Source organism: Rhizobium sp. CNPSo 3670, from assembly GCF_057784555.1.
The window spans coordinates 17,766-40,311 of the sequence record NZ_JBXSOL010000024.1 but is presented as its reverse complement, the minus strand read 5'-3'; the positions used below and the strand labels follow the sequence as shown (position 1 = coordinate 40,311).

Here is a 22,546-nt window from a genome sequence, read left to right as displayed (position 1 = left end):
ACAGAGGCCGGGGCTTAGAGCCCAAAGGGAAACGTTTCCGGATCCGATGAACCGGACTCCGGTGCCACAAGCGGTGAAAGCGCTCGAGTTTCATCGAACCAGAGAAATGCATCATATTGCCGCGACAGCGATGTCGACATGTAATGGCTCAGCCGTTCCGTTTCCGGCCGGTAGATGACGCCAATGAAGCGCTGAAGCCGCTGTTCGACGAGGCTTGCATGCAATTCTTCATCGGCCGCGAGGTCGAGAAGAAATCGCGGCTTTCCGGAATCGTGACAGAGACGCTCGTAGCTTTGCGGCAGGGACGGATTGACTTGCTTCTTCTCGGCCTGTCCATCCCAGTCGTTTGCCGCCATCACCTCACCGGAATGCGTTCCCAGTCCTATGAGGCTTGTCATTCCGTCGAAACGCTGCCGGCACAGCTGGCCAAGGTTCAGTTCGTCGCGGGCGGCTGCCATATCGGTATAGCGGGCATCGCCGATATGCGAGTTGTGCGCCCATATGATGATCTTTGCCGTCGGACCGTGGAAGTCGAGGAGATGCTCGACGGTATCGGCCATGTAGGTGTCGCGGAGATTCCAGGCCTGAGAACCGCCGTAATACATGATCCGGTAATACCGCTCGGCTGCGGCTAGCAACCGCGCCGACTGGGCGGCGTTCAGAAAGTCACGACCGTCTGAGGCAGCGTCGTCCAGGGAGCGCGCCAGCAGCTCCGTGCATTGCCTTAGCACCGCCTCCTCGCATGATCTATAGGCATCGGTAAGCACGGCCCGGCCGTAAGTCGCCGGATCGCTCTGCCAGGGGCTGAGGCAGCCATAGCGTTCCCTGGCAATTTGGGCGGTTTCCGGGCTGACATTTTCGAGATAGTCGAGGACGGAGCGGATCGATCCCGACATGTTGTAGAGATCCAGGCCGTAGAACCGAACCGGATCGGCGTGTAAACCCTTGCGACGCTCATTATCCGTCTTCAGCCAGCCGAGGAACCGCGAAAATTCCAGGTTCCGCCACATCCACTTGGGAAAACGGCTGAATGGCTGATCGCCTTTCGACGGCTGACCGTTTATCCAGCGGTCGACCGCCACGGCGTCCGGCCAATCCGCTTCGACCGCCACCATGTTAAAGCCGTGATGTTCGATCAGGTGACGGCTGATGGCCGCGCGCGCCTCATAGAATTCGGCCGTGCCATGGGTGGATTCACCAAGCAGAACGATACGGCTTTCGGCAAACCGATCGAAAAGGGCGGCAAAGCTCCGGTCGTCGACCGAGGGAAATTCTTCCGCCACGGCCGCGATGAGTTTGTCAGGCGCTTCCTCCATGCGCGATGACGGGGCTGCCGCCGTGTACATCGGATGTGCGGCAGTCCAGGCATCCTCGCCGATCAGGGGAACGAAGAAGACGCCGCCGAGATCCTCCTCCTCGAAGGTGGTTGCACCGGTGCGCGTGATGCGTTTCAGCCGCTGCTCTTCACCTCGGCCGACCGGGATGATGAGGCGCCCTCCGAGATCCAGCTGCTCCTTCAAGGAGGCCGGAACCTCCGGTGCGCCCGCCGACACGATGATGGCATCGAAGGGAGCGGCTTTGGCCCAGCCCTTGCTGCCGTCGCCGACCCGGACGTCGATGTTGCGGTATCCGAGCTTGTCGAATCGCTCCCGGGCCTGAACCGCCAATCTTTCATGCCGTTCGATGGAATAGACGTGTTTTGCGATCCGGCTGATGAGGGCCGAGGCGTAGCCGGAACCGGTTCCGACCTCCAGAACCTTGTCGCCGGCGTCCAGATCGGCTTTTTCGATCATCAGTGCGACGATGTAAGGCTGCGAAATTGTCTGCCCCTCGCCGATCGATAACGGGGCATCCTCATAGGCGAATTCCTCGAAGCCGGGATCGACGAATTTTTCGCGCGGGACCATCCGCATCGCCCTGGTGACGCTTCGATCGCGAATGCCGCGACCCACGACATGATGTTCGACCATGTGGTCTCGGCTGCGGGTCATATCCATGGATCACCTCCACTCTCAAGGAGAACAGCTGAATGCAGGCGGTTGTTCCGGGGCAATGGCGCTATTGCGGCTTCGGCCCGCTTGCCGCCATGGCTTGCGCGGGCAACCGGATTGCCGCGCCCGTCAGCTCGGCATTGATTTCCTGCGCGCGTCTAAGATGATCGAGCGCGATTGGCAGCATCGACGCCGCCTGACGTTGCATTTCGGCGTCTTCACCGAGGGAGATTTCCCAAGCCAGCAGTTGCGCCGTCTTCTGATGGTCGACGATCTGTGCCTTGATGTAGGCAGTATCGAACGGCGTGCCGCTCAGCTTGTCCAACTGGTCGCGAACCACTTGATGATCCGGATCGAGCGTCTCGGGAAGCGGAATTTTGGCAGCCTCAGCCAACTCTTTCAGCTTGGCGTTAGCCTCCGTGTGATCGCGGACCATCATCTCCGCGAACTGTTTGGCGGCATCCGCTTTCGCTCTGCTGGACGCCATCCTGCCCAGTTCGACCTCCGCCAGCCCGCCGGCGGCTGCGAGCTGAGCAAACAGCCTGTCCTGGTTATTAGTCTGGTGCGGAGCGGGAACGCCGGGCTTCGACATCTTTGTGTCGGCGCCCATTCCGGCCGGATTGCCGATCTGAGCGAAAGCGGTGCTGCTGAGCAGCATAACCGTCGTGAGCACGGCGATAGGGTTGCGATACATGGGCCTCTCCTTCATGCTTCACAGCGTCAACAGGTAGGCGACAAGATCCGTCTTCTCCTGTCCGCTGAGTTTGATCCCGAGGACTAGATTGAAGAATTCGACGGTGTCGGCGAGCGTCATCAGCCGGCCGTCATGCAGATATGGCGGCGAATCCTTGATGCCCCGCAGCGTGAAGGTTTTGATGGGGCCGTCAGGCAGCGTGACGAGATCATTGTAAGCCTGGCCGATCCTGTAAAAGCGCTCGAGCTTCAGGTCATGCATGTTGTTGTCCATGAACTCCGTCTGGGGAACGTGGCAATCGGCGCAGCGTCCCTTGCCCATGAAGATTTTTTCGCCGGCCAGTTCCTGGGAGGTGGCGAGCGCGGGATCCAGCCGACCGAACGGGTCGAGCTTCGGAGCGGGTGGGAAATCGATGATATTTTGCATCTGCGCCATCATCGCGACCTGGTTCGGGCGGTCGGGAAGATTGACGCCTTTGCGTGTCGCGCTGACATGGTCGCCGTTGAAGTAGGCCGTTCGCTGTTCGAATTCGGTGAAGTCTTCGACCGACCGCAGCGAGCGCTTCGATCCGTGAATCTGCTGGTTGAAAAGGCCGCGCAGGCTTGTCGTATCCAAGCGGAAACGGTCCGCCTGAGGGCGAACATCCGGGGTCAGGTGAAAGGCGGCATTGGTGTGGAAATTGGCATGACAGTCGAGACAGGCGACGCCCATGCTCTGGTCCGCGACCTTCCTGTCCTCGGTCTGGTTGAACTCTTCCTGCGGAAAGGGCGTCAGAAGCAGCCGCAGCCCTTCCATCTGAACCGGTGTGATGATGCCGTTCATGATTTCGTAGAAGTTCTTGATCGTCAGCAACTGGCCACGGGAGACGTCGCCGAGCTCCGGATGGGTGGTCAGAAAGACAGGTGGCGGGAATTCCGGGGTGAGGTTGTCGGGAAGGTCGAAATCGACGTCGAAGCGGCGGAGATCCCGCATTTCCCTCGCATTTATCTCATCGATCTGGCGATTGGGAAAAACTTGCCCGCCGGTCGCCTGCTTCACATGCGGCAGGGGCAGGAAGCCTTCCGGAAGCAGGTTCTTCTCCTTGATCTCTGCCGGTGTCATGTCCGCCAGCTGATCCCAGCTCGTGTCCGCCGGAAGCTTCACGCGGATGCCATCTTGCACCGGCTTCATGCCCCCCGACATCATGACACCCGGCATCGGCTTGTCCGCCAGATCGTAACGCCGCTCCAGAAGGGTGCGCTGCCGTTGAGCGACCTCGGGTTTCTGCGCCTCGTCGATTTTCCTTGCCTCGGAAAACGGCATGGTCGGCAAAGGCCGATAGGTAGTGTCGGGCGGCAAGGGGTCTGACAAGGCACCGGCTGCAAGGACGCCGACACCGGCAAAAGAGGCCGCGTAAAGCAGTCCAACAGCATGAGATTTCCGCATGTCCCTCTCCTCTGCTCGCGGGTTGAGCTGGCGTCCGAACTGCACGCGGAACTAATTGTTCCGCACAATTCGCGTGCGGTCTGCAGTTTCTGGCGGATCGGTTCGGGGGCAGCGGACTGTCTCGTGCCGGGAATAGCCTATGCCGCGGCGCCGGGAACCCGAGCGAGCGCCGATTGTTGGTTATCGCCGTCAGCCCCGGGATAGGAATAGAAATGAACCTCGCGACTTTCCTGTTTGGTCGCCGTCTCGCCAATCGCGAGCACGAAGACAAGAAGATCGGTTGGATAGAGGCAGTGCCCGCAATGGGGCTCGATGGCTTGGGATCGTCATCTTACGGCCCTGAGGCAGCGCTCACCATTCTCATGCCGCTGGGGGCGCTCGGTCTGACCTATATCGGGCCAGTGATGGGCTGCATCGTCGCTCTGCTGGCGATCCTGTATTTCTCCTATCGGCAGACGCTTGCAGCCTACCCGACGAATGGCGGCGCCTATGTGGTGGCGAAGGAAAATCTTGGGGAATATCCAAGCCTGCTTGCCGCTGCGGCATTGATGATCGACTACGTCTTGAATGTCGCGGTGGGCGTTTCGGCAGGAGTTGGAGCGCTGGTCTCGGCAATACCGAGCCTTCACCCCTATATCCTGCTCCTCTGCCTCGTCGTCGTCCTCATCGTCATGCTGGCCAATTTGCGGGGAACGGGAGAGGCCGGTTGGCTGTTTGCATTGCCGACCTACCTCTTCATCATCTGCTTCCTGGGCATCATTGGCTATGGGCTGATCGGGATAGTCCTGGGCGAGCAGCCTGCACCCATTGTCCCCCCGCCTCCGCTGGGGCCGGTGGCACAGGGCGCGACCATGTGGCTGCTTATGCATGCATTCGCCAGCGGTTGCACGGCGATGACCGGAGTGGAAGCCGTTTCCAACGGGATGGGATCGTTCAGGCAGCCCGTCCTGCGCAATGCCCATATCACGCTCACCGTCATCGTTGTCATCCTCGGTCTGCTGCTCGGCGGTATCGCCGCCATCGCTACCGTCTTCGAAATCGGCGGAATGGATCAGACGAAGGAGGGCTACCAGAGCGTGCTGTCGCAGCTGATCGCTGCCGTCGCTGGCCATGGCGCCTTCTACTATATCGCGATGGCAAGCCTTCTCAGTGTCCTTTGCCTGTCGGCCAATACCAGCTTTGTCGGTTTCCCACGTCTTTGTCAGATGGTCGCCGCCGACGGTTATCTTCCCAAGGCCTTCGCCCAGCCGGGACGCCGGCTGGTATTTACAGTCGGCATCCTCTTTCTTTCCGGCTTCGCCGCGCTGCTTCTGACCGTCTTCGGAGGAATCACCGATCATCTGATCCCGCTCTTTGCAATCGGCGCATTTTTGACGTTCACGATTTCTCAGGCAGGGATGACCGTTCACTGGCGCCGTCAGCCCAAGAGGTACACCGCAAAGCTGACGATGAATGCGGTCGGCGCGGTTTCGACAGGTGCGGCGCTCATCATCATCCTGATCGCCAAGTTTGCGGAGGGCGCGTGGATCACCCTCATCACGGTCCCGGTGACCATTGCCATTCTGAAATCGATCAAGAGCTACTACCGCTCGCTTCAACGCGAACTCAGGACGCCTGGTCCTATCACCGTCGAAGATATCGAGCCGCCAACCGTTCTCGTCGTAACCGAAACATGGAACAGGTTGAGCGAACGCGCCATCAAGTTCGCACTGACGATCTCGCCCGATGTTGTCGCCGTCCATTTCATCCGTCTCGGTGGGCCCGATCGGGAGGAAGGTGAAAAAGCGCTTCGCGAGGAATGGCGCCTCGAGGTGGAAGAGCCGATCGCCGCCCACGGGCTGAAGCCGCCGCGGCTCATGCTCATCCCAGCGCCTTATCGGCAACTGCATGAGCCGCTTTTGCGGCTGATCGAAAAGCTCGATGCCGATAGTCCGGAGAGGCGGGTCGCGGTTCTGATCCCTGAAACGGTGAAAGACAAATGGTGGCAGAAGCTGCTGCACATGAACAGGGCAGGACGGCTAAGGGCAAAACTGGTCAAGCTTGGAGGTCCCCGCCTGACGGTGGCGATGGTTCCCTGGCGGCTATATCGGGAGGAGCAGGCGGCGGCGTGAGGGGCCTTTGCGCCGCCCCGTGGCGGAACTTAGTGTGCGGAGGGAAGTTGGACAGGCATCAGCAAAGAGGCGCCGATGTCCGCGAATCCACTTATGACAGAACCGGTCGAAGAGCTTGCCACCCGCCTCGAGGCGATGACGGACGACGAGCTGTTCTTGACCATGAGCGCACTGGAAAAGGCGAGCAATGCCGCCAAGAACGATGCGACGGCAGAGGTTCTCTTCCGGATAGCTTTGACCGAGGACGAGATCGAGCGGCGTTATCCTGGCCAAGTGCTCGCGCCCTATCGTGACTGGAAGCAAAGACAACCGCTGCTGTAACCGCGTGAGCCATGGCAGCACCATCGCTCAAAACCAAGAGGAATGGAGGCTTCAATGAGCAGTTCTGAGACAACGACGGATCACAAGAAAATCCGCAAATGGGCGGAGGAAAGGGACGGCAGGCCGGCGGCTATCCGGACTCGCGGCAAAGGCGGCGTTCTCCGGATCGATTTCGGCGAAAAGGAAGAGGAATTCGACGAGATCGACTGGGATGAATTCTTCAAGATCTTCGACGAAAACAAGCTCGCCTTTCTTTACCAGGACAAAACCAAGGACGGAAAGACGAGCCGCTTCAACAAATTCGTCGAGCGCGACTGAGCGCTCGATCTCATTGGCTTTGGTCGCTGCCGTGATGATGGCGGCGACCAGTCGTTTAGGCAAGCTGCCATCTATTTTGTGCCCGAACCGGGCTTTGCCACCTTCGAATGCTGATGGGCGAGCACGCTTGCCGGCGTGACATTGGCAACGGCAGCTTGGAGCTTGTTCTTCCAACCGCTCACAACATCGCCTTCGCCGTCCATCATCGCGTCATAGCCGATGCGCGCGACTTCGCCGGCGTCGTCCTTCTTCGACTGACCGATCGCCGTATCCAGAAGACCGGCGCGTTTGAAGAACTCGGTTTCCGTCGCCCCCGGCATGAGGCAGCTGACGGTGACGCCGGAATCCTTCAACTCCTCGCGCAAGGCGAAGGAGAAGCTGTTGATGAAGGCCTTGGTGGCGTTATAAACGGCCTGGTAGGAGCCCGGCATAAATCCGGCGATCGAGCCTGTCAGCAGGATGCGGCCCCCGCCGCGGCTGCGCATCTGGTTGCCGATCTGATGGATCAGGTAGATCGTTCCGGTGATGTTGGTTTCGATGACCTTGCGCGCTTCATTGAAATTCTGGTCGAGGAAACCTTCGCCGATGCCGCGCCCGGCATTGGCCATCAACAGATCGACCGATCGGCCGCTCGCGGTGATGCGCTCGGTCAGCCGGTCGACACCTTCAAGCGTTGAAAGGTCGGCCTCGACAGCTTCGACTGAGGTGCCGAACGCCTTGAGATCGGCGGCTGCCTGGTTGATCCGTTCCTCGTCGGCGGCAAGGATGAGATCATAACCGTCCCGGGCCGCACACTTCGCCAGTTCGTAGCCGATGCCGGTGGAGGCGCCGGTGACGACCGCCAGGCCTTTGCCTGATTGACGATCAGCCATCATGTTTCTCCTTAAGGTTTTAGGACGACCTTGATGCAGCCGTCCTGCTTGTCGCGGAACGTCTTGTAGAGGGCCGGACCGTCTTCCAGGGTGCCGCGATGTGTGATGACGAAGGACGGATCAATGTCGCCCTTTTCAATACGCTCCATTAGGACCGGCAGATAATGCTGGACCGGCGTCTGGGCCATTTTGAAGGTCAGGCCCCGGTTGATTGCCGAACCCATCGGGATCTTGTCGAGAAAACCGCCATAGACGCCGACGATCGAGACCGTGCCGAAGTTGCGGCAGCAGTGGATGGCCTGACGCAGCACATGCGGGCGGTCCGTGCCCATGAACATGGCGACCTTGATGCGGTCGAGGCGCGAATCCCAGCTGGCGGCTGCTTCGGCTTCGGTTCCGACGGCATCGATGCAGGCGTCCGCACCTCGCCCGTCGGTCAATTCCATGATCTGCTCGTAGACGTCCTTGTCCATGAAATCGAGGGTGACGGCGCCGGCCGCTTGCGCGAGCGCCATCCGCTCGGGCACTGCATCGATGGCGATCACCCGTTCGACTCCGAGCAGGAAGGCCGAGCGTATTGCCATCTGGCCGACCGGGCCGCAGCCCCAGATCGCGATCGTATCGCCGGGCTGGATGTTGCAGAAATCGGCCGCCATATAACCGGTTGGGAAAATGTCCGAAAGAAAGAGCACCTGCTCGTCGGAAAGCCCTGCCGGCACCTTGATCGGCCCGACATCGGCATAGGGCACGCGCAGATATTCCGCCTGTCCGCCGGCATAGCCGCCGAGCAGATGCGAGTAGCCGAACAGGCCCGCCGGCGAGTTGCCCCAGAGTTTCGCGACCTTGGCTCGATCCGGATTTGAGCGCTCGCAACCGGAATAGAAGCCGCGCTTGCAGAAGAAACATTCGCCGCAGGAGATGGTAAAGGGCACGACGACGCGGTCGCCGACCTTGAGCTTGGTATTGTCCTTGCCGACTTCCACCACTTCGCCCATCGTCTCATGACCCATGATGTCGCCGCTGTGCATCTCCGGCATGACGCCGTCGTAGAGATGCAGATCCGATCCGCAGATCGCGCAAGCCGTAACCTTGATGATGGCATCGCGCCCATCCTGGATATGAGGATCGGGGACGCTGTCACAGCGGATGTCATGCTTGCCGTGCCACGTCAGAGCTCTCACGATGGTTCCTCCTCGCCGGTCGCCAGCGCATCGGTCCGAAATTTGGAATCGATTTTCGGAAAGGCCAATGCGCAGATCCAAGGTGTTAGAGCGCTTTTGAGCGTCCGAAAGGACGCGCAGCGCTCTAATGGCGCTTCAACCTCAGCTTCGGAGAAATGTTCCCGACGATGCAGGGCTTTCATGGTCACGGGTTCTGGGCCGCCTCAGGGGAACCGGGGACCATCCAGTGAGTTCACTGCGGAAGGGTCGCAACGTTTCAAGGAGAAAATCATGACCTCCCCCAAACATGCCAAGACCACGAAGCCAAGCGATATCGACCTTACAGACGATCCGGGCATCAGCCGTTCGCGTGGCATCGTCTCGCCGCCGGACGACGAAGCGATGCAGGCCGAAAACACCGTGGAAGGCGATACGGCCAACGACACGACGCCTCAGGGCGGTGTGAATCCACGCCATCGTGGACGCACCAACAAATAATCGTGACAGTCGGGCCAGTCAGAGATCAAGCAACGCGTAAGTCTTGCCGGTGGGTTTCTCGATATGGGCCGCGACATTGTAGACGGGGGCGCCGCCCGGTGTGCGGCCCTCATAGGATCCCCGGTGGGCATGACCGTGTACGACCGCATTGACGCGGAATCGGTCGATCGTTTCGGCCAGCCGTGAAGAGCCGAGAAACGGATAGATTTCCAGGGGTTCGCCCGCCACTGTTTCGGCAATCGGCGCGTAGTGCAAGATGACGAGGGAACGATCGGAGCGGACCTGGCGCATCGCGTTTTCCAAGCGCATTGACTCCTCGACGCTTTCGGCAACCATCGCCTTGATCGCCGCCTCACCGAACGAGCCGAGCATGTGTCGCCCGAAGCCGCCGGCAAAGCCCTTGACGCCGACGAAACCGACGCCGGCGACTTCGGCCGCCTGGCCGTTGAGCAGTTTCACGCCGGCATCCGTCAGCACCCGGCAGACGTCATCGACCTGGCCGCTCTCGTGATCATGGTTGCCAAGGACGGCGACTGTCGGCACGGTGCAATGGCGCAGATCGCTCGCAAGCAGTTCGGCTTCCTTGGGCTTGCCGAGATCGGTGAGGTCGCCGGCGATGACGAGAACGTCGGCCACGGAGGAAATCTCCGCGAACAGATCCTTATAGGACTTGGCGCCGTCTTCGGTCACATGAAGATCGGCCACCGCCGCAATTCTCACGCTCTTTCGCTGTTCATCCATTACGGTTCTCCTAATCTCCTCGCAATTCACCTTCGCCGCCGACATCGGCAAAACCCCATTCCTTCACGTCGATTTCGAAATCCACGCGGGAATACATCCGGCCGCGGCATATTTTCATTTGCGGCAATGGCAGCTCCTGCTGCGCCTTGAGCCGATCCAGCAGTTCGTCCAGCAGCCATTGCGGAATCTTGTCTCGCTCGGTCGGGTAGATCCACCTGAAATTGAGAAGATGGATGAGGAGGACTTCCCAGTGGACTTCCAGATAAGCCAGCAGCTTGCGCCAATCGATGGAGTCATGTGCCTTCAAGATGACGTGCGCGATATCGGCGCCATCATAGCGGTGGCGCAGTTGGACAAAGCACTTCGACCAGACCAATTCGGTCGGGCTGACGATCCTGACCGTGTGGCCGCACATCTTGACTCTGCGCGCATCGTCGAACCAGTCGTCGCCGACCGGCATCGTTCCGTTGGAGGAGGCAAAGATGACGTCAAAGAAATGGTTGCCCTTGAAGACCTTTCCGAGCCAGCGCTCGTCTTCGACTTCAACCGTGTAGCCCTTGGATTTGAAATGGCCAAGGATGCGCGCGTAGTCGCCCGCTTTGCAAAATATGTCGAAGTCCTTCGTCTGGCGCGAAATGCCCGTATAGGCGCAGACGGCATAGGTGCCGGCGACCAGAAACGGGATCTGCGATCCGACGAGCTCTCGGACGGCCTGGGTCACGAACGGCTCGGCGTCGGGATCGATGAGTTCCGGAACCGCCTTCACTTTCATGAGCGTGTTGTTGTTTTTGTCTCTTTCGGCACTTCGAGCGGTCATTGTCGATCCCAGTGATTGATACGCAAAGCAACACTTGGATGGCTTCTATGTTCCGCCGCGCTCCATCCTGACGATGAGCTCGGAGAGGACATGCCATGACACCCCCGGGTCATTCCGGAACTTCGCCAGCGCCGCGTCGTTTGGCCAAAGGGCGCGTAACCGTCCCCAGAATTGAACGGAGGCTGTCATGGACAGAAAAGCAAAAATATCGACCGGCACGAATGACAGGCCCAGAAACGAGACGATTGCTGAAAGCGGCCCCGGCATTCCCGATGATAGCGGCCGGACGGTTGAGGTGCCGGATGCGGAAGCAAGGCGCATGAAGGCGTCGCTGCTGCGCGATCGGCTCGACGAACTCAAGGAGAAGCTCGATGAAGAGACGGAGCTTCCGCAAAGGGGCGCGCCATGAGCGAGGTGAGGAAAGGCGGCTCTTTCCCTTCAGGAATGAGCCACGATAACTCCCAGCCGCCGCGGCGCATGATGATATTCGTCGTCACCATCTTCCTGATCGCCTGCCTTGTCGCACTCGCATTCACATGGATGACGCATCACGGAGAACCGGACGAGAAATCACCTGCCGCGGCGACGGAGCAGACACGATGAGCGATGGGGATAAGGATCCAGTTCAGCGGCCGTCGTCATCTTCCGTGGGCAGGCGCACGAGGCTCAATGCCGGCAGGATAGCACTGATCCTGGTCGGCACGGTCGCCGTCGTTGCATTCACCCTTTATGCGACGATAGTGCTCTACGGCCTTATCAAGGGCTCCTGATCGATTACATGCCGGCGCCGTAGATACCGTCGATCGCCTCCGCCACTGCGATAAAATTCTCACACGCGGGGTCGTAGCGCTGGCCTCCGGCGAGCTTTCTTGCCCAATCCACGGCAGCCCTTCCGCCCCAATCGTCCGGGGGGAGGGCCAGAGTTTCGCTCGAAGTGCCGGACATCCTGACGGCCGTAAAATCGTAGAATGAGCCATCGACATTCCTGAAGGAGGCCCCTCCCTCGGTTCCGAAGAAATCGGCTCCGATCTCGGCGTCACAGCCGGCATTGAGACGCCAGGAGCATGTCAGTCGGATGATTTCGCCGCCGGCAAGCGTCAGCGTCGCGGCTGCAAAATCCTCGACCTGACCGTTGTTTTCGAGCCTTTTCCCACCGGCTCTCAAAGCGCTCGTGACATTGGTGACGGAGGGAAAATCGAGGCACCATAAGGCCAGGTCGACGAGGTGAACGCCGAGATCAATGACGCAGCCGCCGCCGGACTGGCTCTTGTCGTAAAACCAGGGTTTATCCGGGCCATAGGCGTTGTGGAAGGTCAGATCGGCCGCAAAGATCTTTCCAAGGGCATGCGAGCGGATGAGCTGCCGGATCTGCTGCATGCCTTGCGTGTGTCGATAGGAAAGATCGACGCCTAGCAGCCTGTCGGCGGTTCTGGAAGCATCGACAACGGCCCTGACCTCGGATGCGGTTCGGCCAAGCGGCTTCTGGCAGAAGACGGCAAACCCTGCCCCGAGGGCGCGGATGGACTGTTCGGCATGTGTGGCGCTTGGCGTTGCGATCACGACGCCGTCGAGCTCCTGCTCCAACAACCCGTCCAGATCGGCGACGATCCTGGCATCCGGGGCAAGCGCCAGGGCCTCTCGGGCCATATTTGTTGAGGGGTCGGCGATGGCGACAGCCTCGGCCACGCCGCTCCCGAGGATCGCTTTCATCCGATGCCGGCCGATCCAGCCTACGCCGAGAAAGCCGAGCTTCAGCCGTTTGGCGTTCGCCGCATTTTCTTCGGAAATCAATTCATTCATGAATATTGCACCAGAGCCTTGAGAAACCCGTCCGGCCGGTCGCGCGTCGTGTTGAGGGCGTCGTCCAGCCTCTCCAGCGGATAGGCATGCGTGTAGAGCGGCTGCGGATCGATCCGGCCCTGGCGCACGGCTTCTATGGCGTCGCGAATACCTTTGATATAGACGGCCGGCTCGCGCTCGTGGGCGTTGATGACGTCGAGCCCGCGCCAGTTCCAAAGCTGCATGTTGATTTGACGGGGCCCGTCCTGGTGATAACCGGCGATGATCAGTCGCCCCCGTTCCTTCGTAAGCTCGCCCGCCAGGTCGAGCGGCCATTGTTTGCCGACGGCTTCGATGACGCAATCGCAGAATTTTCCGCCCGTGAGTGTTTTGACGCTCTCGATGATTTGCCAATGATCGTCCATCGGAATGGTCTCGGCCGCTCCCATCTCTCTCGCCACCTCGAGTGAATAGGGCCGGCGCGAGATGGCGATCACCCTTGCGCCGGCTGCCGCGGCAAGCCGGGTGAGGAGGGCGCCCAGGAATCCGATGCCGATGATGGCGACGGTCTGGCCGCTCTCGATATTGCTGCGGCCGAAGATGTTCATGGCGCATCCGAGCGGTTCGCCCGGAAAGGGCTTGCCATCCAACTCCTTCGGCAATGATGCGACCATCGAGGCATCGGCAATGTCGTGCGTGGCGTAGGCATGGTAGGAAAGAACGGCAACCCGCTCTCCGATCCGAATCCCCGTGACATCGGGGCCAATGGCGTCGACAATACCCCAGCCCTCGTGGCCTAGCCCACCTGCCTCGGTGGGGAACGTCATCCAGTCCGGTCCGGCCCAGGGCGTGAGGTTCGAGGCGCAGACGCCGCATCCTTCCAGTTTCACCCTGACCTGGCCCGAACCGGGTTCGGGCAGGGGGCGGGTCTCCACCGAAATATGTCCGGGGCCGGTGACGATGGCAGCCCGCATGAGCCCGGCCTTCTGTATCGCCGCAATGTCCATGAGATGTCCTCCATGTGGCACCCCTAGAACAACAGGCCTCCTGAAGAGTTCCGGTAGAGCTCAAAGAAGTCATTGATGATGAAGTCAATAAAGATGTCATTGAAGAAGGAACTTTTCCATCCGCCTTCGGTTCGGCGCCTATCTCCGAAGCAAATTATTCAACCGGACGGATCTCATAATGACGATTTTGATAACTGGAGGATGCGGCTTCATTGGTCGCCACGTTGCTGAAGAACTTCTGAACAATGGCTATGATGTGCGCATTCTCGATGCGCTGATCGATCAGGTGCATGGCGATGCCGAAATCAGCTTGCCTGATGGAGCAGAGATCATCCAAGGCGATGTCCGGGACAAGGACGCTGTGCGCGCGGCGCTTGCCGGTGTGGACGGCGTCATTCATCTCGCCGCCGAAGTCGGCGTTGGGCAGTCGATGTACGAAATTGCCCGCTATGTAGGCTGCAACGACCTCGGCACCGCGGTGCTCCTCGAAGCCATGATCGGGCTTCCCGTCAAGACAATCGTCGTCGCCTCGTCGATGAGTGTCTATGGAGAGGGGCTCTATCGGACGGTGGATGGAAAGCGGCTCGGCTATGTCAAGCGGCGCATGCAGCATGTCAAGCAGGGCCGGTGGGATCCGCTTGATCAGGATAACCAGCCGCTGACACCGGTCGCCACCGATGAGGAGAAACCGGTCGATCTGGCGTCCATCTACGCTTTGACGAAATATGCCCAGGAGAGGCAGGTTCTGATTTTCGGCGAAGCCTACGGGCTGGATGCCGTCGCGCTGCGTCTCTTCAACGTTTTCGGAGCGGGCCAGGCGCTTTCCAATCCTTATACCGGCGTACTCGCCAATTTCGGTTCGCGCCTCGCCAACGGCCAGCCGCCGATGATCTTCGAGGATGGCAGGCAGCGGCGCGATTTCGTCCATGTTCGCGACGTGGCGACAGCCTTCCGCCTGGCTCTGGAAAAACCCGCGGCAGCCGGTCACGTGATCAACATCGGCAGCGGCCAGGCCTATTCGATCGCCGATGTCGCGACGCTTCTTGCCGATGCCATGGGCGTGCCCGAGATCGGCCCTGACATCATGAACAAGGCGCGTTCGGGAGACATCCGCAATTGCTTCGCCGACATTTCCAAGGCGCGCGAACTGCTCGGCTTCGAACCGAAATATCGTCTCGAAAATGCGCTTGCCCCCTTCGCCGAATGGGTGCGGCAAACCGGGGCGGTCGACCGCGGCGCCGAAATGAAGCGGCAACTGGAAGAGCGGGGGCTGGTTTCATGAACAAGGCCGGTGCTCGAGCATCCGATCATCAGGAGACGAGGCAATTCGGTTTCGTCGAATGGTTCCGGCCTGGTGAATATGAGCGGGCTGAGGTCGCGCTGCCGGATATTCTGGGAAGCGGCGCCAGTTATCTCCGTACGCATCTTTCCTGGGCCGAATATCTGGCCCCCGGCGGCCGGCAATGGTTCGATTGGCTGATCCCGCGTATCGGCAGCGAAATCGATCTTCTGCCGTGTATACACTATACGCCGCCGTCTCTGTCCCGGACTGGCAAGTCTTCGGGCGCGCCTGTCGATCTCAAATCCTATGCCGACTTCGTCGATCATATCCTGACGCGCTATGGCCGCTATCTCAGTCATATCGAGCTCTGGAACGAGCCGAACAACCTGCTTGACTGGGATTGGCGCCACGACAGCGACTTTCTGCTTTTCTGCGAAATGGTCGGAGGCGCCGCCTACTGGGCGAAGCAGAGGGGCTATAAGCCGGTGCTTGGCGGCCCGTGCCCCTTCGATCCCCATTGGCTCAATCTGATGGGCACGCGCGGCGTGCTTGGCGTCGTCGATGCCGTCGGCTTCCACGGTTTCCCTGGAACCTGGGACAGCGAGGAGGCAAGCTGGGGCGGCTGGGACATGCATCTCGGAGAGATGCGTGGGATTATCGATCGTTATAATGCCGATGCAGAAATATGGATCACCGAAACCGGCTACTCCACCTGGCGCAATGACGAGGTCGAACAGGCGCGGCGCTTCATCAAGGCACTGAACGTGCCGGCCGATCGCATGTACTGGTATTCATGGCGCGACGTGCCGCCGGATGTTCCAGTTCAGGAAGGCCTGTGGTTCGATCCCAGGCATTATCATCTGGGCGCTGTCAGCCACGACAATAAACCGAAGCTGCTTGCCCGCCTTCTTATGGAAGGAGGCGTCAAGAGGCTGGAGGAGGTCGCGGCCCTTGCCGCTCCCAACATCGCCTCTGGCGCCGCGCCGATCATCGTCACCGGCGGCAGCGGGTTTGTCGGCTGCAATCTCGCCGACCGCCTGCTGAGCGATGGCGAGGACGTCATCATCCTCGACAATCTGGCACGATCGGGAGTCGATCAGAATCTCTCCTGGCTGAAAGAGCGGCATGGCGGGCGGGTGCATCCGGTGCTCGCTGACGTTCGTGATCTGCTGGGCATCGAAGCAGCCTTCAGGGATGCCAAGGCCGTCTTCCATTATGCTGCCCAGACGGCGGTGACCACCAGCCTCGTCGACCCGCTGGAGGATTTCGAAACGAACGCGCGCGGCACGCTCAATGTGCTGGAATCGGTGCGCAGAGCAGGCAAACGGGCTCCCGTCATCTTCGCCAGCACCAACAAGGTCTATGGTGCTCTCGACGAACTCGGCATGATCGAACTCGACGATCGTTATCTTCCCGAAGACGAGACCATCAGGACGCAAGGGATCGGCGAGGATCGGCCGCTCGATTTCTGCACGCCGTATGGATGTTCGAAGGGCGTGGCCGATCAGTATATCCTCGACTACGCGAAGTCCTACGGCATTCCTGCCGCCGTCCTGCGGATGAGCTGCATCTACGGACCGCGCCAGTTCGGCACCGAGGACCAGGGCTGGGTGGCGCATTTCCTGATCCGCGCGCTCGGCGGCGAGCCCATTTCCATCTACGGCGACGGCAAGCAGGTTCGGGACATTCTGCATGTCGATGATGCCGTCGCTGCCTATCGGGCGCTGTTTTCCAATATCGAGCGGGTCAGCGGCAAAGCCTTCAACCTCGGCGGAGGGCCGCGTAACGCCGTCAGCGTGCTCGCGGTGCTGCGCGAGATCGAAGTGCTTGCCGGCCATCCTGTCGAAACCAGCTTTGGCCCATGGCGCGCCGGCGATCAACTCTATTTCGTGGCCGACACGACGAGACTTGAACAGGAAACCGGCTGGCAAGCCGGAATCGGATGGCGTCATGGTTTGCGGCACCTCGCCGAATGGCTGACCGCCCATCGTTTCGGAGGCCGGCAGATCCGCAGGGAGAAGCGGAAGGCATCGGCATGAGCGAACATGAACGAAGCAAGGGGCACCGCCGCGTGCTGATGACGGTTGATGCCATCGGCGGCGTCTGGCGTTACGCGATGGATTTGGCCGCAGCTCTGAAATCGAACAACATCGAGGTTGTCTTTGCGGGGCTGGGGCCTTTCCCGACAGACGACAAGGTTGCGGAGGCCGGCCGGGCCGGCAAGCTCGTCTGGCTGGATGCGCCGCTCGACTGGACGGTCGAGAATGAAGAGGCAGTTGCCGAAGTTCCGGGGCTGATCGCCGATCTCGCGCGCCGGGAACAGGCCGATCTTCTGCATCTCAATCTGCCGTCGCAGGCGGCGGGCATGGAAACAAACCTGCCGATTGCCGTGGTTTGCCATTCCTGTGTCGTCACATGGTTTGCCGCCGTCCGCGGACGTGAAGTGCCAAAGGACTGGCAATGGCAGCATCGTCTGAACCAGAAGGGCTTTGCATGTGCGGACGCGGTGATCGCACCAAGCAGCAGCCATGCTAGAGCGATGGAAGCGGCCTATGGAACGATCGGAAATCTCCAGGTCGTTCACAACGCCAGCGCCCTTGAGGCCTCCGACGAGCCCAAGCAGGAGTTTGTTCTTGCCGCCGGGCGCTGGTGGGACGACGGCAAAAACGGCGCGGTGCTGGATAAGGCTGCAGCTATGACGCGATGGACGGTGGCGGCGGCCGGCGCGACCACCGGTCCCAATGGCCAGACCATGCGATTTCGCCATGCCGATCATCGCGGCGAGCTTTCGCATGAGCGGATGAGCGCCTTGACGCGGCGGGCGGCCATCGTCGCCTCGCCGTCCCTCTACGAGCCTTTCGGTCTAGCCGCTCTCGAGGCGGCGCGGGCGGGCGCGGCGTTGGTGCTTTCTGATATCCCAACCTATCGCGAGATATGGGACGGGGCTGCTCTTTTTGCCGAGCCGCATCGCTCCGATGCCTTCGCCGATGCTTTCAGTAGGCTTGCCGACGATCCGCAGCTGCGGGCAGCGTTCGGACGAAAAGCGCGTGCCAGGTCCGCCGCCTTCAGCGTCGAGGCTCAGGCAGAGGCGATGTGCGCGATCTATTCCCGCATGCGCGCGCGTGGCTTTTCAACAGCAGCGGAGTAATCATGAAGTTCGTTTTCTACACTCATTCGCTGGTCTCCGACTGGAATCACGGCAATGCTCATTTTCTTCGTGGCGTCATGCGCGATCTCCAGCGGCGCGGTCACGAGACGCTGGCGCTGGAGCCGCAGGATGCCTGGAGCCGGGCCAATCTGGTGCGAGACCAGGGGGCGGCTGCGGTCGAGGCATTTCACCAGGCATTTCCGCAGCACCGTTCGCGGACTTATGGTGTCGAGTTCGACCACGAAGCAGTGCTTGCCGACGCCGACGTCGTCATCGTTCACGAGTGGACGGAACCGCAATTGGTCGAGAGGCTCGGCCGCATCCGGCGCGATGGCGCAACCTTCACGCTGCTTTTCCACGATACGCATCATCGCGCTGTCTCCGCCGAAGGCGATATCGCGGGGCTGGCGCTTGACGACTATGATGGTGTGCTGGCCTTCGGGCAGACGCTGCGCGACCGTTATCTCAGAGCCGGCTGGGGAAAGTCGGTCTTTACCTGGCACGAGGCGGCCGACGACGCCCTGTTTCGGCCGCTGCCGGAGATCGAGAAAACCGGAGACCTCGTCTGGATCGGCAACTGGGGCGACGACGAACGGTCGGCCGAAATCGGCGAATTCCTGATCCGTCCCGCGAGAGATCTCGGCTTGAACACGGTCGTTCGCGGCGTGCGCTATCCCGGCCATGCATTGGACGAGCTGCGCAAGGCCGGCATCGCCTATGGCGGCTGGATAGCCAATGCCGACGTTCCCGCGGCCTTCGCCCGCCATAGGGTCACCGTACACATTCCGCGCCGACCCTATGTCGAACATCTGCCGGGTATTCCGACCATCCGTGTCTTCGAGGCGCTCGCATGCGGAATACCCCTGCTCTCGGCGCCCTGGAACGACGTCGAACATCTGTTCGAGTCCGGCAGCGACTATCTTGTCGTTAGCAATGGTGAAGAGATGAAGAAACGCCTGCGCGATATCCTCTCCGACGCCGATTTGGCTACGAGCATTGCCGCTGCCGGCCTTGAAACGATCAAGGCCCGTCACACCTGCCGCCACCGCGTCGACGAGCTTTTCGCCATCCTGGCGCGCTGCGGCACGCATAGGGTCACCGCAAACCTGCAATCCAGGGAGGCTGCCGAATGAAGATCGCCTTTTACGGTTCAAGTCTCGTCTCCGCCTATTGGAACGGCGCCGCCACTTATTATCGCGGTCTGCTGCGGGCGCTGGCGGAGAAGGGTTATGACATCACCTTCTATGAGCCCGATGTCTATGATCGGCAGAAGAACCGCGACATGGATCCGCCGGACTGGTGCAGGGTCGTCGTCTACGAAGGGACGATTGACGCCCTCAAGGCCGTGACAAGCGAGGCGGCCAGGGCTGATATCGTCGTCAAGGCGAGCGGTGTCGGTTTCGAGGACGACCGATTGCTGGAAGAGGTGCTGCGCAACGCCCGACCCCAAGCGTTGAAGATCTTCTGGGACGTGGACGCGCCGGCCACGCTTGCCGAACTTAGGGCCAACCCAGATCATCCTTTGCGCCGTGCGCTCGCCGGGCTTGATCTCGTGCTGACCTATGGCGGCGGCGATCCTGTCGTGAGCGCATACCGTTCCGTCGGAGCGGCCGAATGCGTGCCGATCTACAATGCGCTGGACCCGCAAACGCATCATCCGGTGCCGCAGGACTACCGCTTCGCCGCCGACCTCGGTTTCCTTGGCAACCGCCTGCCGGATCGCGAGGGCAGGGTCGAGCATTTCTTCCTGGAACCGGCGTCGCGTCTGCCGAACCGGACGTTCCTGCTCGGCGGTTCCGGCTGGCAGGACAAGCCGATCCCTTCAAACGTCCGCTATATCGGCCATGTCCCGACGCGTGATCACAACGCCTTCAACGTGACGCCGATGGCGGTCCTCAACATATCGCGCGCCAGTATGGCGGAGAATGGTTTTTCCCCTGCGACGCGGGTCTTCGAGGCCGCTGGCGCCGGGGCTTGCCTTATTACCGACTACTGGGAAGGCATCGATGTCTTTCTGAAGTCCGGCGAGGAGGTCCTGGTCGCCCGCGACGGACAGGACGTGGCTGCCTTGCTCAGCGGCTTGTCCCACCAAGCCGCACGGGAAATCGGAGAAAGGGCGCGCCGGCGCGTTCTGGCCGAACATACCTATGTCAATCGCGCCGAAACGGCGGACGAGATTTTTCGCGCCCGTCATGGCGCGCGGGAGGCCGCCGAATGAGGGGATCGCTCGACATCGTCTTCTTCGGCCTCTCTCTTTCCTCTTCCTGGGGAAATGGCCATGCCACGACCTATCGCGCCTTGATCAAAGGCCTTAGGCAGGGTGGCCATCGGGTCCTGTTCCTGGAGCGGGACGTGCCGTGGTATGCCAGCCATCGGGACTTACCTTCGCCTGATTTCTGCGAGCTCGCCTATTATTCCGATATCGGCGCAATGGTCGAGCGTCACGGCGAAAGGCTCGGCAAGGCCGACGCCGTCATCGTCGGATCCTATGTTCCCGATGGCGTGCCGCTCATCGACAGGCTCGGGGCGCTGGAGCTGAAACGGCTCTGCTTCTATGACATTGACACGCCGGTCACCCTCGCCAAGCTCGATCGCGGCGACGAGGAATATCTGGCGCTGCGCCAGATTCCTTTATTTGACACCTACTTCTCCTTCTCCGGAGGAAGGGTGTTGACGCGGCTCGAACAGAGATATGGCGCGCGCAGGGCCATCGCGCTCTATTGTTCGGTCGACGAGAGGCGCTATGCCAATACCGGCGAGCCCACTTGCTGGGATCTCGGTTATCTCGGAACTTATAGCCCCGACCGGCAGCCGACACTGGAGCGGCTTCTGCTGGAGCCGGCCTGCCGCCTGCCGTGGATGCGCTTCGTTGTCGCCGGGCCGCAATATCCCGCCGAGATCGAATGGCCGGCCAATGTCGAGCGCATCGAGCATCTGCCGCCTGCCGATCACGCAAGCTTTTACAGCCGGCAGCGGTTCACGCTGAACGTGACCCGCGGCGACATGATCGCCGCCGGCTGGTCTCCCAGCGTGCGGCTGTTCGAGGCTGCCGCCTGCGGGGCGCCCATTATCAGCGACTTCTGGCAGGGCCTCGATGAGCTGCTGCCGGACGGCGAGGCCTTGTTCATTGCGCGCGCGCCGGAGGATGTCGTGGCGCTGCTGACGGAGCTTCCCGACACTGACCGTCTGGCGGTCGCCGCCGCAGCGAGAAAGCTGGTGATGAGCAGTCATACCGGTGCCGCACGTGCCGGTGAGCTCGTCCGGGCTCTTTCCGACCTACCCGCCAATCCAGCTTTCGACCGTATCTCAGCGTGAAGGAGAGTATCGATGCTTCAAGTCAATCGTCGCGGAAAAGGCAAGACTGTTCTGGTGGCAGGAGGCGCCGGTTTTGTCGGCTCGCATCTCTGTGATGCTCTTCTCGGCCGTGGCGACAGCGTGATCTGCGTCGACAGCTATCTCACCGGCTCGCCCGGCAATGTCCGACCGTTGATGAATCACCCGGGATTCCGGCTGATTGAACAGGACATCTGCAAAATCCTCGAAATCGACGAACCGCTCGACCAGATCTACAATCTGGCCTGCGCCGCCTCGCCACCGCAGTACCAGGCGGATCCCGTTCACACGATGATGACGTGTGTCGCCGGCACGGGTAATCTGCTGGCGCTCGCCGAGCGGCACCGGGCCTCGTTTCTACAGGCATCGACCAGTGAGGTCTATGGGGATCCGGCCGAGCATCCTCAGAAAGAGGACTATCGCGGCAATGTCAGCTGCACGGGACCGCGCGCCTGTTATGACGAGGGAAAGCGCGCCGCTGAGGCCCTTTGCTTCGACATGCTGCGTGCGGGCCGCGTCGACGCGCGGGTCGCCCGCATCTTCAACACCTATGGGCCGCGAATGCAGGCGAATGACGGGCGGATCGTTTCCAACTTGATCGTGCAGGCTCTCTCGGGCAAACCGCTGACCATTTACGGAAGCGGCTTGCAGACGCGGTCCTTCTGCTACGTCAGCGATCTCGTGGGCGGTCTGATGGCCCTGATGGATCTGCGGCCCAACCCCGGAGTGCCCGTCAATCTCGGCAACCCGGGCGAGTTCACCATCAACGACCTCGCGCAGATGATCTGCTCGATGGTGCCGGTGCGAACGGCTGTTGCCTACAGACCTTTGCCGAAGGATGATCCTCAGCGCCGCCGCCCCGACATTTCCCGCGCCGCGGAACTTCTCGACTGGCAGCCGACGGTGCCCCTCGCCGAGGGGCTGAGATATACGATCGATTGGTTTGCCGCCAATTTGGATGATCGCCCCCGAAAACGCGTCGCGGCGGCTCGCCGTCATCGGGGCGCGGTGGCTCCGCAGGCTGCTCCCTTGGACAACTAAGCGAGAAG

Annotated in this window: 23 protein-coding genes; 14 read left to right on the top strand and 9 right to left on the bottom strand. The window is 60.9% G+C overall.

Annotation, left to right across the window (positions count from 1 at the left end; genetic code table 11):
• Nucleotides 1-14: 14 nt before the first annotated feature.
• The 3 genes from AC13QO_RS22495 to AC13QO_RS22485 form a co-directional block, all read right to left on the bottom strand.
• Entirely contained in the window at nt 15-1,997 is a 1,983-nt protein-coding gene (locus AC13QO_RS22495) for a protein-L-isoaspartate(D-aspartate) O-methyltransferase (RefSeq protein ID WP_183704197.1), read from the bottom strand.
• 61 nt (nt 1,998-2,058) lie between these two features.
• Nucleotides 2,059-2,685, bottom strand: coding sequence for a DUF4142 domain-containing protein (locus tag AC13QO_RS22490; RefSeq protein WP_488541894.1), 627 nt, complete (start codon nt 2,683-2,685; stop codon nt 2,059-2,061).
• An 18-nt stretch (nt 2,686-2,703) separates the two neighbouring features.
• Nucleotides 2,704-4,110 (bottom strand): cytochrome B6, encoded by a 1,407-nt coding sequence (locus AC13QO_RS22485; protein ID WP_488541893.1) that lies wholly within the window; start codon nt 4,108-4,110, stop codon nt 2,704-2,706.
• A gap of 212 nt (nt 4,111-4,322) precedes the next feature.
• Here AC13QO_RS22485 and AC13QO_RS22480 point away from each other — a divergent pair, with 212 nt between their 5' ends.
• The 3 genes from AC13QO_RS22480 to AC13QO_RS22470 all read left to right on the top strand — a co-directional run bounded on the left by AC13QO_RS22480 (nt 4,323) and on the right by AC13QO_RS22470 (nt 6,860).
• Nucleotides 4,323-6,221 carry an APC family permease gene (locus tag AC13QO_RS22480; protein ID WP_488541892.1) on the top strand — a complete coding sequence of 633 codons (1,899 nt, stop codon included), beginning with the start codon at nt 4,323-4,325 and terminating at the stop codon, nt 6,219-6,221.
• A 75-nt stretch (nt 6,222-6,296) separates the two neighbouring features.
• Nucleotides 6,297-6,542 (top strand): hypothetical protein, encoded by a 246-nt coding sequence (locus AC13QO_RS22475; protein WP_430957552.1) that lies wholly within the window; start codon nt 6,297-6,299, stop codon nt 6,540-6,542.
• A gap of 54 nt (nt 6,543-6,596) precedes the next feature.
• Entirely contained in the window at nt 6,597-6,860 is a 264-nt protein-coding gene (locus AC13QO_RS22470; RefSeq protein ID WP_064712032.1) for a hypothetical protein, read from the top strand.
• A 71-nt stretch (nt 6,861-6,931) separates the two neighbouring features.
• On the opposite strand, the gene AC13QO_RS22465 is transcribed toward AC13QO_RS22470, so the two are convergent.
• Nucleotides 6,932-7,732 carry an SDR family NAD(P)-dependent oxidoreductase gene (locus tag AC13QO_RS22465; protein WP_430957551.1) on the bottom strand — a complete coding sequence of 267 codons (801 nt, stop codon included), beginning with the start codon at nt 7,730-7,732 and terminating at the stop codon, nt 6,932-6,934.
• 11 nt (nt 7,733-7,743) lie between these two features.
• Nucleotides 7,744-8,913 carry a zinc-dependent alcohol dehydrogenase gene (locus AC13QO_RS22460; protein ID WP_488541891.1) on the bottom strand — a complete coding sequence of 390 codons (1,170 nt, stop codon included), beginning with the start codon at nt 8,911-8,913 and terminating at the stop codon, nt 7,744-7,746.
• Nucleotides 8,914-9,183: 270 nt separating this feature from the next.
• On the opposite strand from AC13QO_RS22460, the gene AC13QO_RS22455 reads away from it, so the two are divergent.
• Nucleotides 9,184-9,390, top strand: a complete 207-nt coding sequence (locus tag AC13QO_RS22455) for a hypothetical protein (protein ID WP_097599713.1) — start codon at nt 9,184-9,186, stop codon at nt 9,388-9,390.
• An 18-nt stretch (nt 9,391-9,408) separates the two neighbouring features.
• Here the strand turns inward: AC13QO_RS22455 and AC13QO_RS22450 are convergent, their stop codons facing one another.
• Both AC13QO_RS22450 and AC13QO_RS22445 read right to left on the bottom strand, forming a co-directional pair.
• Nucleotides 9,409-10,131: a metallophosphoesterase family protein gene (locus AC13QO_RS22450; RefSeq protein ID WP_085781463.1), complete on the bottom strand. Its 723-nt coding sequence runs from the start codon at nt 10,129-10,131 to the stop codon at nt 9,409-9,411.
• A 10-nt stretch (nt 10,132-10,141) separates the two neighbouring features.
• Complete coding sequence (locus tag AC13QO_RS22445) at nt 10,142-10,948, bottom strand: nucleotidyltransferase family protein (RefSeq protein ID WP_488541890.1); 807 nt, start codon at nt 10,946-10,948, stop codon at nt 10,142-10,144.
• 187 nt (nt 10,949-11,135) lie between these two features.
• Here AC13QO_RS22445 and AC13QO_RS22440 point away from each other — a divergent pair, with 187 nt between their 5' ends.
• Genes AC13QO_RS22440 through AC13QO_RS22430 form a run of 3 tightly spaced genes read left to right on the top strand, consistent with a single transcriptional unit; the run spans nt 11,136 to nt 11,718 of the window.
• Nucleotides 11,136-11,357: a hypothetical protein gene (locus AC13QO_RS22440; protein WP_085781465.1), complete on the top strand. Its 222-nt coding sequence runs from the start codon at nt 11,136-11,138 to the stop codon at nt 11,355-11,357.
• Nucleotides 11,354-11,551: a hypothetical protein gene (locus AC13QO_RS22435; protein WP_141504863.1), complete on the top strand. Its 198-nt coding sequence runs from the start codon at nt 11,354-11,356 to the stop codon at nt 11,549-11,551. The genes AC13QO_RS22440 and AC13QO_RS22435 overlap by 4 nt, the downstream gene beginning before the upstream one ends.
• The gene (locus tag AC13QO_RS22430) at nt 11,548-11,718 is read left to right on the top strand and encodes a hypothetical protein (protein ID WP_221113989.1); all 171 of its coding nucleotides are present in this window, start codon (nt 11,548-11,550) and stop codon (nt 11,716-11,718) included. The genes AC13QO_RS22435 and AC13QO_RS22430 overlap by 4 nt, the downstream gene beginning before the upstream one ends.
• Before the next feature lie 4 nt (nt 11,719-11,722).
• Here AC13QO_RS22430 and AC13QO_RS22425 read toward each other — a convergent pair whose 3' ends face one another.
• Together AC13QO_RS22425 and AC13QO_RS22420 are read right to left on the bottom strand one after the other, a co-directional pair.
• Nucleotides 11,723-12,748: a Gfo/Idh/MocA family protein gene (locus tag AC13QO_RS22425; protein ID WP_488541889.1), complete on the bottom strand. Its 1,026-nt coding sequence runs from the start codon at nt 12,746-12,748 to the stop codon at nt 11,723-11,725.
• Nucleotides 12,745-13,734, bottom strand: a complete 990-nt coding sequence (locus AC13QO_RS22420; protein WP_488541888.1) for an MDR/zinc-dependent alcohol dehydrogenase-like family protein — start codon at nt 13,732-13,734, stop codon at nt 12,745-12,747. Before AC13QO_RS22420 ends, AC13QO_RS22425 begins: the two co-directional genes overlap by 4 nt.
• A 178-nt stretch (nt 13,735-13,912) precedes the next feature.
• Between AC13QO_RS22420 and AC13QO_RS22415 the strand changes: the two genes are divergently transcribed.
• Genes AC13QO_RS22415 through AC13QO_RS22385 form a run of 7 tightly spaced genes read left to right on the top strand, consistent with a single transcriptional unit; the run spans nt 13,913 to nt 22,538 of the window.
• Nucleotides 13,913-15,016 carry an NAD-dependent epimerase/dehydratase family protein gene (locus AC13QO_RS22415; RefSeq protein ID WP_221113992.1) on the top strand — a complete coding sequence of 368 codons (1,104 nt, stop codon included), beginning with the start codon at nt 13,913-13,915 and terminating at the stop codon, nt 15,014-15,016.
• Nucleotides 15,013-17,055, top strand: coding sequence for an NAD-dependent epimerase/dehydratase family protein (locus AC13QO_RS22410; protein WP_097599707.1), 2,043 nt, complete (start codon nt 15,013-15,015; stop codon nt 17,053-17,055). The genes AC13QO_RS22415 and AC13QO_RS22410 overlap by 4 nt, the downstream gene beginning before the upstream one ends.
• Entirely contained in the window at nt 17,052-18,164 is a 1,113-nt protein-coding gene (locus AC13QO_RS22405) for a glycosyltransferase family 4 protein (protein WP_488541887.1), read from the top strand. The genes AC13QO_RS22410 and AC13QO_RS22405 overlap by 4 nt, the downstream gene beginning before the upstream one ends.
• A gap of 2 nt (nt 18,165-18,166) precedes the next feature.
• The gene (locus AC13QO_RS22400; RefSeq protein WP_488541886.1) at nt 18,167-19,297 is read left to right on the top strand and encodes a CgeB family protein; all 1,131 of its coding nucleotides are present in this window, start codon (nt 18,167-18,169) and stop codon (nt 19,295-19,297) included.
• Nucleotides 19,294-20,382, top strand: coding sequence for a CgeB family protein (locus tag AC13QO_RS22395; protein WP_488541885.1), 1,089 nt, complete (start codon nt 19,294-19,296; stop codon nt 20,380-20,382). The genes AC13QO_RS22400 and AC13QO_RS22395 overlap by 4 nt, the downstream gene beginning before the upstream one ends.
• Nucleotides 20,379-21,479, top strand: a complete 1,101-nt coding sequence (locus AC13QO_RS22390; protein ID WP_097599704.1) for a CgeB family protein — start codon at nt 20,379-20,381, stop codon at nt 21,477-21,479. The genes AC13QO_RS22395 and AC13QO_RS22390 overlap by 4 nt, the downstream gene beginning before the upstream one ends.
• Nucleotides 21,480-21,491: 12 nt before the next feature.
• On the top strand, nt 21,492-22,538 hold the full coding sequence (locus AC13QO_RS22385; protein ID WP_488541884.1) for a UDP-glucuronic acid decarboxylase family protein: 1,047 nt from the start codon (nt 21,492-21,494) through the stop codon (nt 22,536-22,538).
• Nucleotides 22,539-22,546 lie beyond the last annotated feature (8 nt).

Coding starts and splice junctions, on each gene's coding strand:
- AC13QO_RS22450 (WP_085781463.1), bottom strand. CDS start 10,131: ATGGATGAACAGCGAAAGAGCGTGAGAATTGCGGCGGTGGCCGATCTT.
- AC13QO_RS22480 (WP_488541892.1), top strand. CDS start 4,323: ATGAACCTCGCGACTTTCCTGTTTGGTCGCCGTCTCGCCAATCGCGAG.
- AC13QO_RS22490 (WP_488541894.1), bottom strand. CDS start 2,685: ATGTATCGCAACCCTATCGCCGTGCTCACGACGGTTATGCTGCTCAGC.
- AC13QO_RS22485 (WP_488541893.1), bottom strand. CDS start 4,110: ATGCGGAAATCTCATGCTGTTGGACTGCTTTACGCGGCCTCTTTTGCC.
- AC13QO_RS22395 (WP_488541885.1), top strand. CDS start 19,294: ATGAAGATCGCCTTTTACGGTTCAAGTCTCGTCTCCGCCTATTGGAAC.
- AC13QO_RS22470 (WP_064712032.1), top strand. CDS start 6,597: ATGAGCAGTTCTGAGACAACGACGGATCACAAGAAAATCCGCAAATGG.
- AC13QO_RS22455 (WP_097599713.1), top strand. CDS start 9,184: ATGACCTCCCCCAAACATGCCAAGACCACGAAGCCAAGCGATATCGAC.
- AC13QO_RS22420 (WP_488541888.1), bottom strand. CDS start 13,734: ATGGACATTGCGGCGATACAGAAGGCCGGGCTCATGCGGGCTGCCATC.
- AC13QO_RS22405 (WP_488541887.1), top strand. CDS start 17,052: ATGAGCGAACATGAACGAAGCAAGGGGCACCGCCGCGTGCTGATGACG.
- AC13QO_RS22430 (WP_221113989.1), top strand. CDS start 11,548: ATGAGCGATGGGGATAAGGATCCAGTTCAGCGGCCGTCGTCATCTTCC.
- AC13QO_RS22425 (WP_488541889.1), bottom strand. CDS start 12,748: ATGAATGAATTGATTTCCGAAGAAAATGCGGCGAACGCCAAACGGCTG.
- AC13QO_RS22445 (WP_488541890.1), bottom strand. CDS start 10,948: ATGACCGCTCGAAGTGCCGAAAGAGACAAAAACAACAACACGCTCATG.
- AC13QO_RS22435 (WP_141504863.1), top strand. CDS start 11,354: ATGAGCGAGGTGAGGAAAGGCGGCTCTTTCCCTTCAGGAATGAGCCAC.
- AC13QO_RS22385 (WP_488541884.1), top strand. CDS start 21,492: ATGCTTCAAGTCAATCGTCGCGGAAAAGGCAAGACTGTTCTGGTGGCA.
- AC13QO_RS22475 (WP_430957552.1), top strand. CDS start 6,297: ATGTCCGCGAATCCACTTATGACAGAACCGGTCGAAGAGCTTGCCACC.
- AC13QO_RS22495 (WP_183704197.1), bottom strand. CDS start 1,997: ATGGATATGACCCGCAGCCGAGACCACATGGTCGAACATCATGTCGTG.
- AC13QO_RS22410 (WP_097599707.1), top strand. CDS start 15,013: ATGAACAAGGCCGGTGCTCGAGCATCCGATCATCAGGAGACGAGGCAA.
- AC13QO_RS22400 (WP_488541886.1), top strand. CDS start 18,167: ATGAAGTTCGTTTTCTACACTCATTCGCTGGTCTCCGACTGGAATCAC.
- AC13QO_RS22465 (WP_430957551.1), bottom strand. CDS start 7,732: ATGGCTGATCGTCAATCAGGCAAAGGCCTGGCGGTCGTCACCGGCGCC.
- AC13QO_RS22415 (WP_221113992.1), top strand. CDS start 13,913: ATGACGATTTTGATAACTGGAGGATGCGGCTTCATTGGTCGCCACGTT.
- AC13QO_RS22440 (WP_085781465.1), top strand. CDS start 11,136: ATGGACAGAAAAGCAAAAATATCGACCGGCACGAATGACAGGCCCAGA.
- AC13QO_RS22390 (WP_097599704.1), top strand. CDS start 20,379: ATGAGGGGATCGCTCGACATCGTCTTCTTCGGCCTCTCTCTTTCCTCT.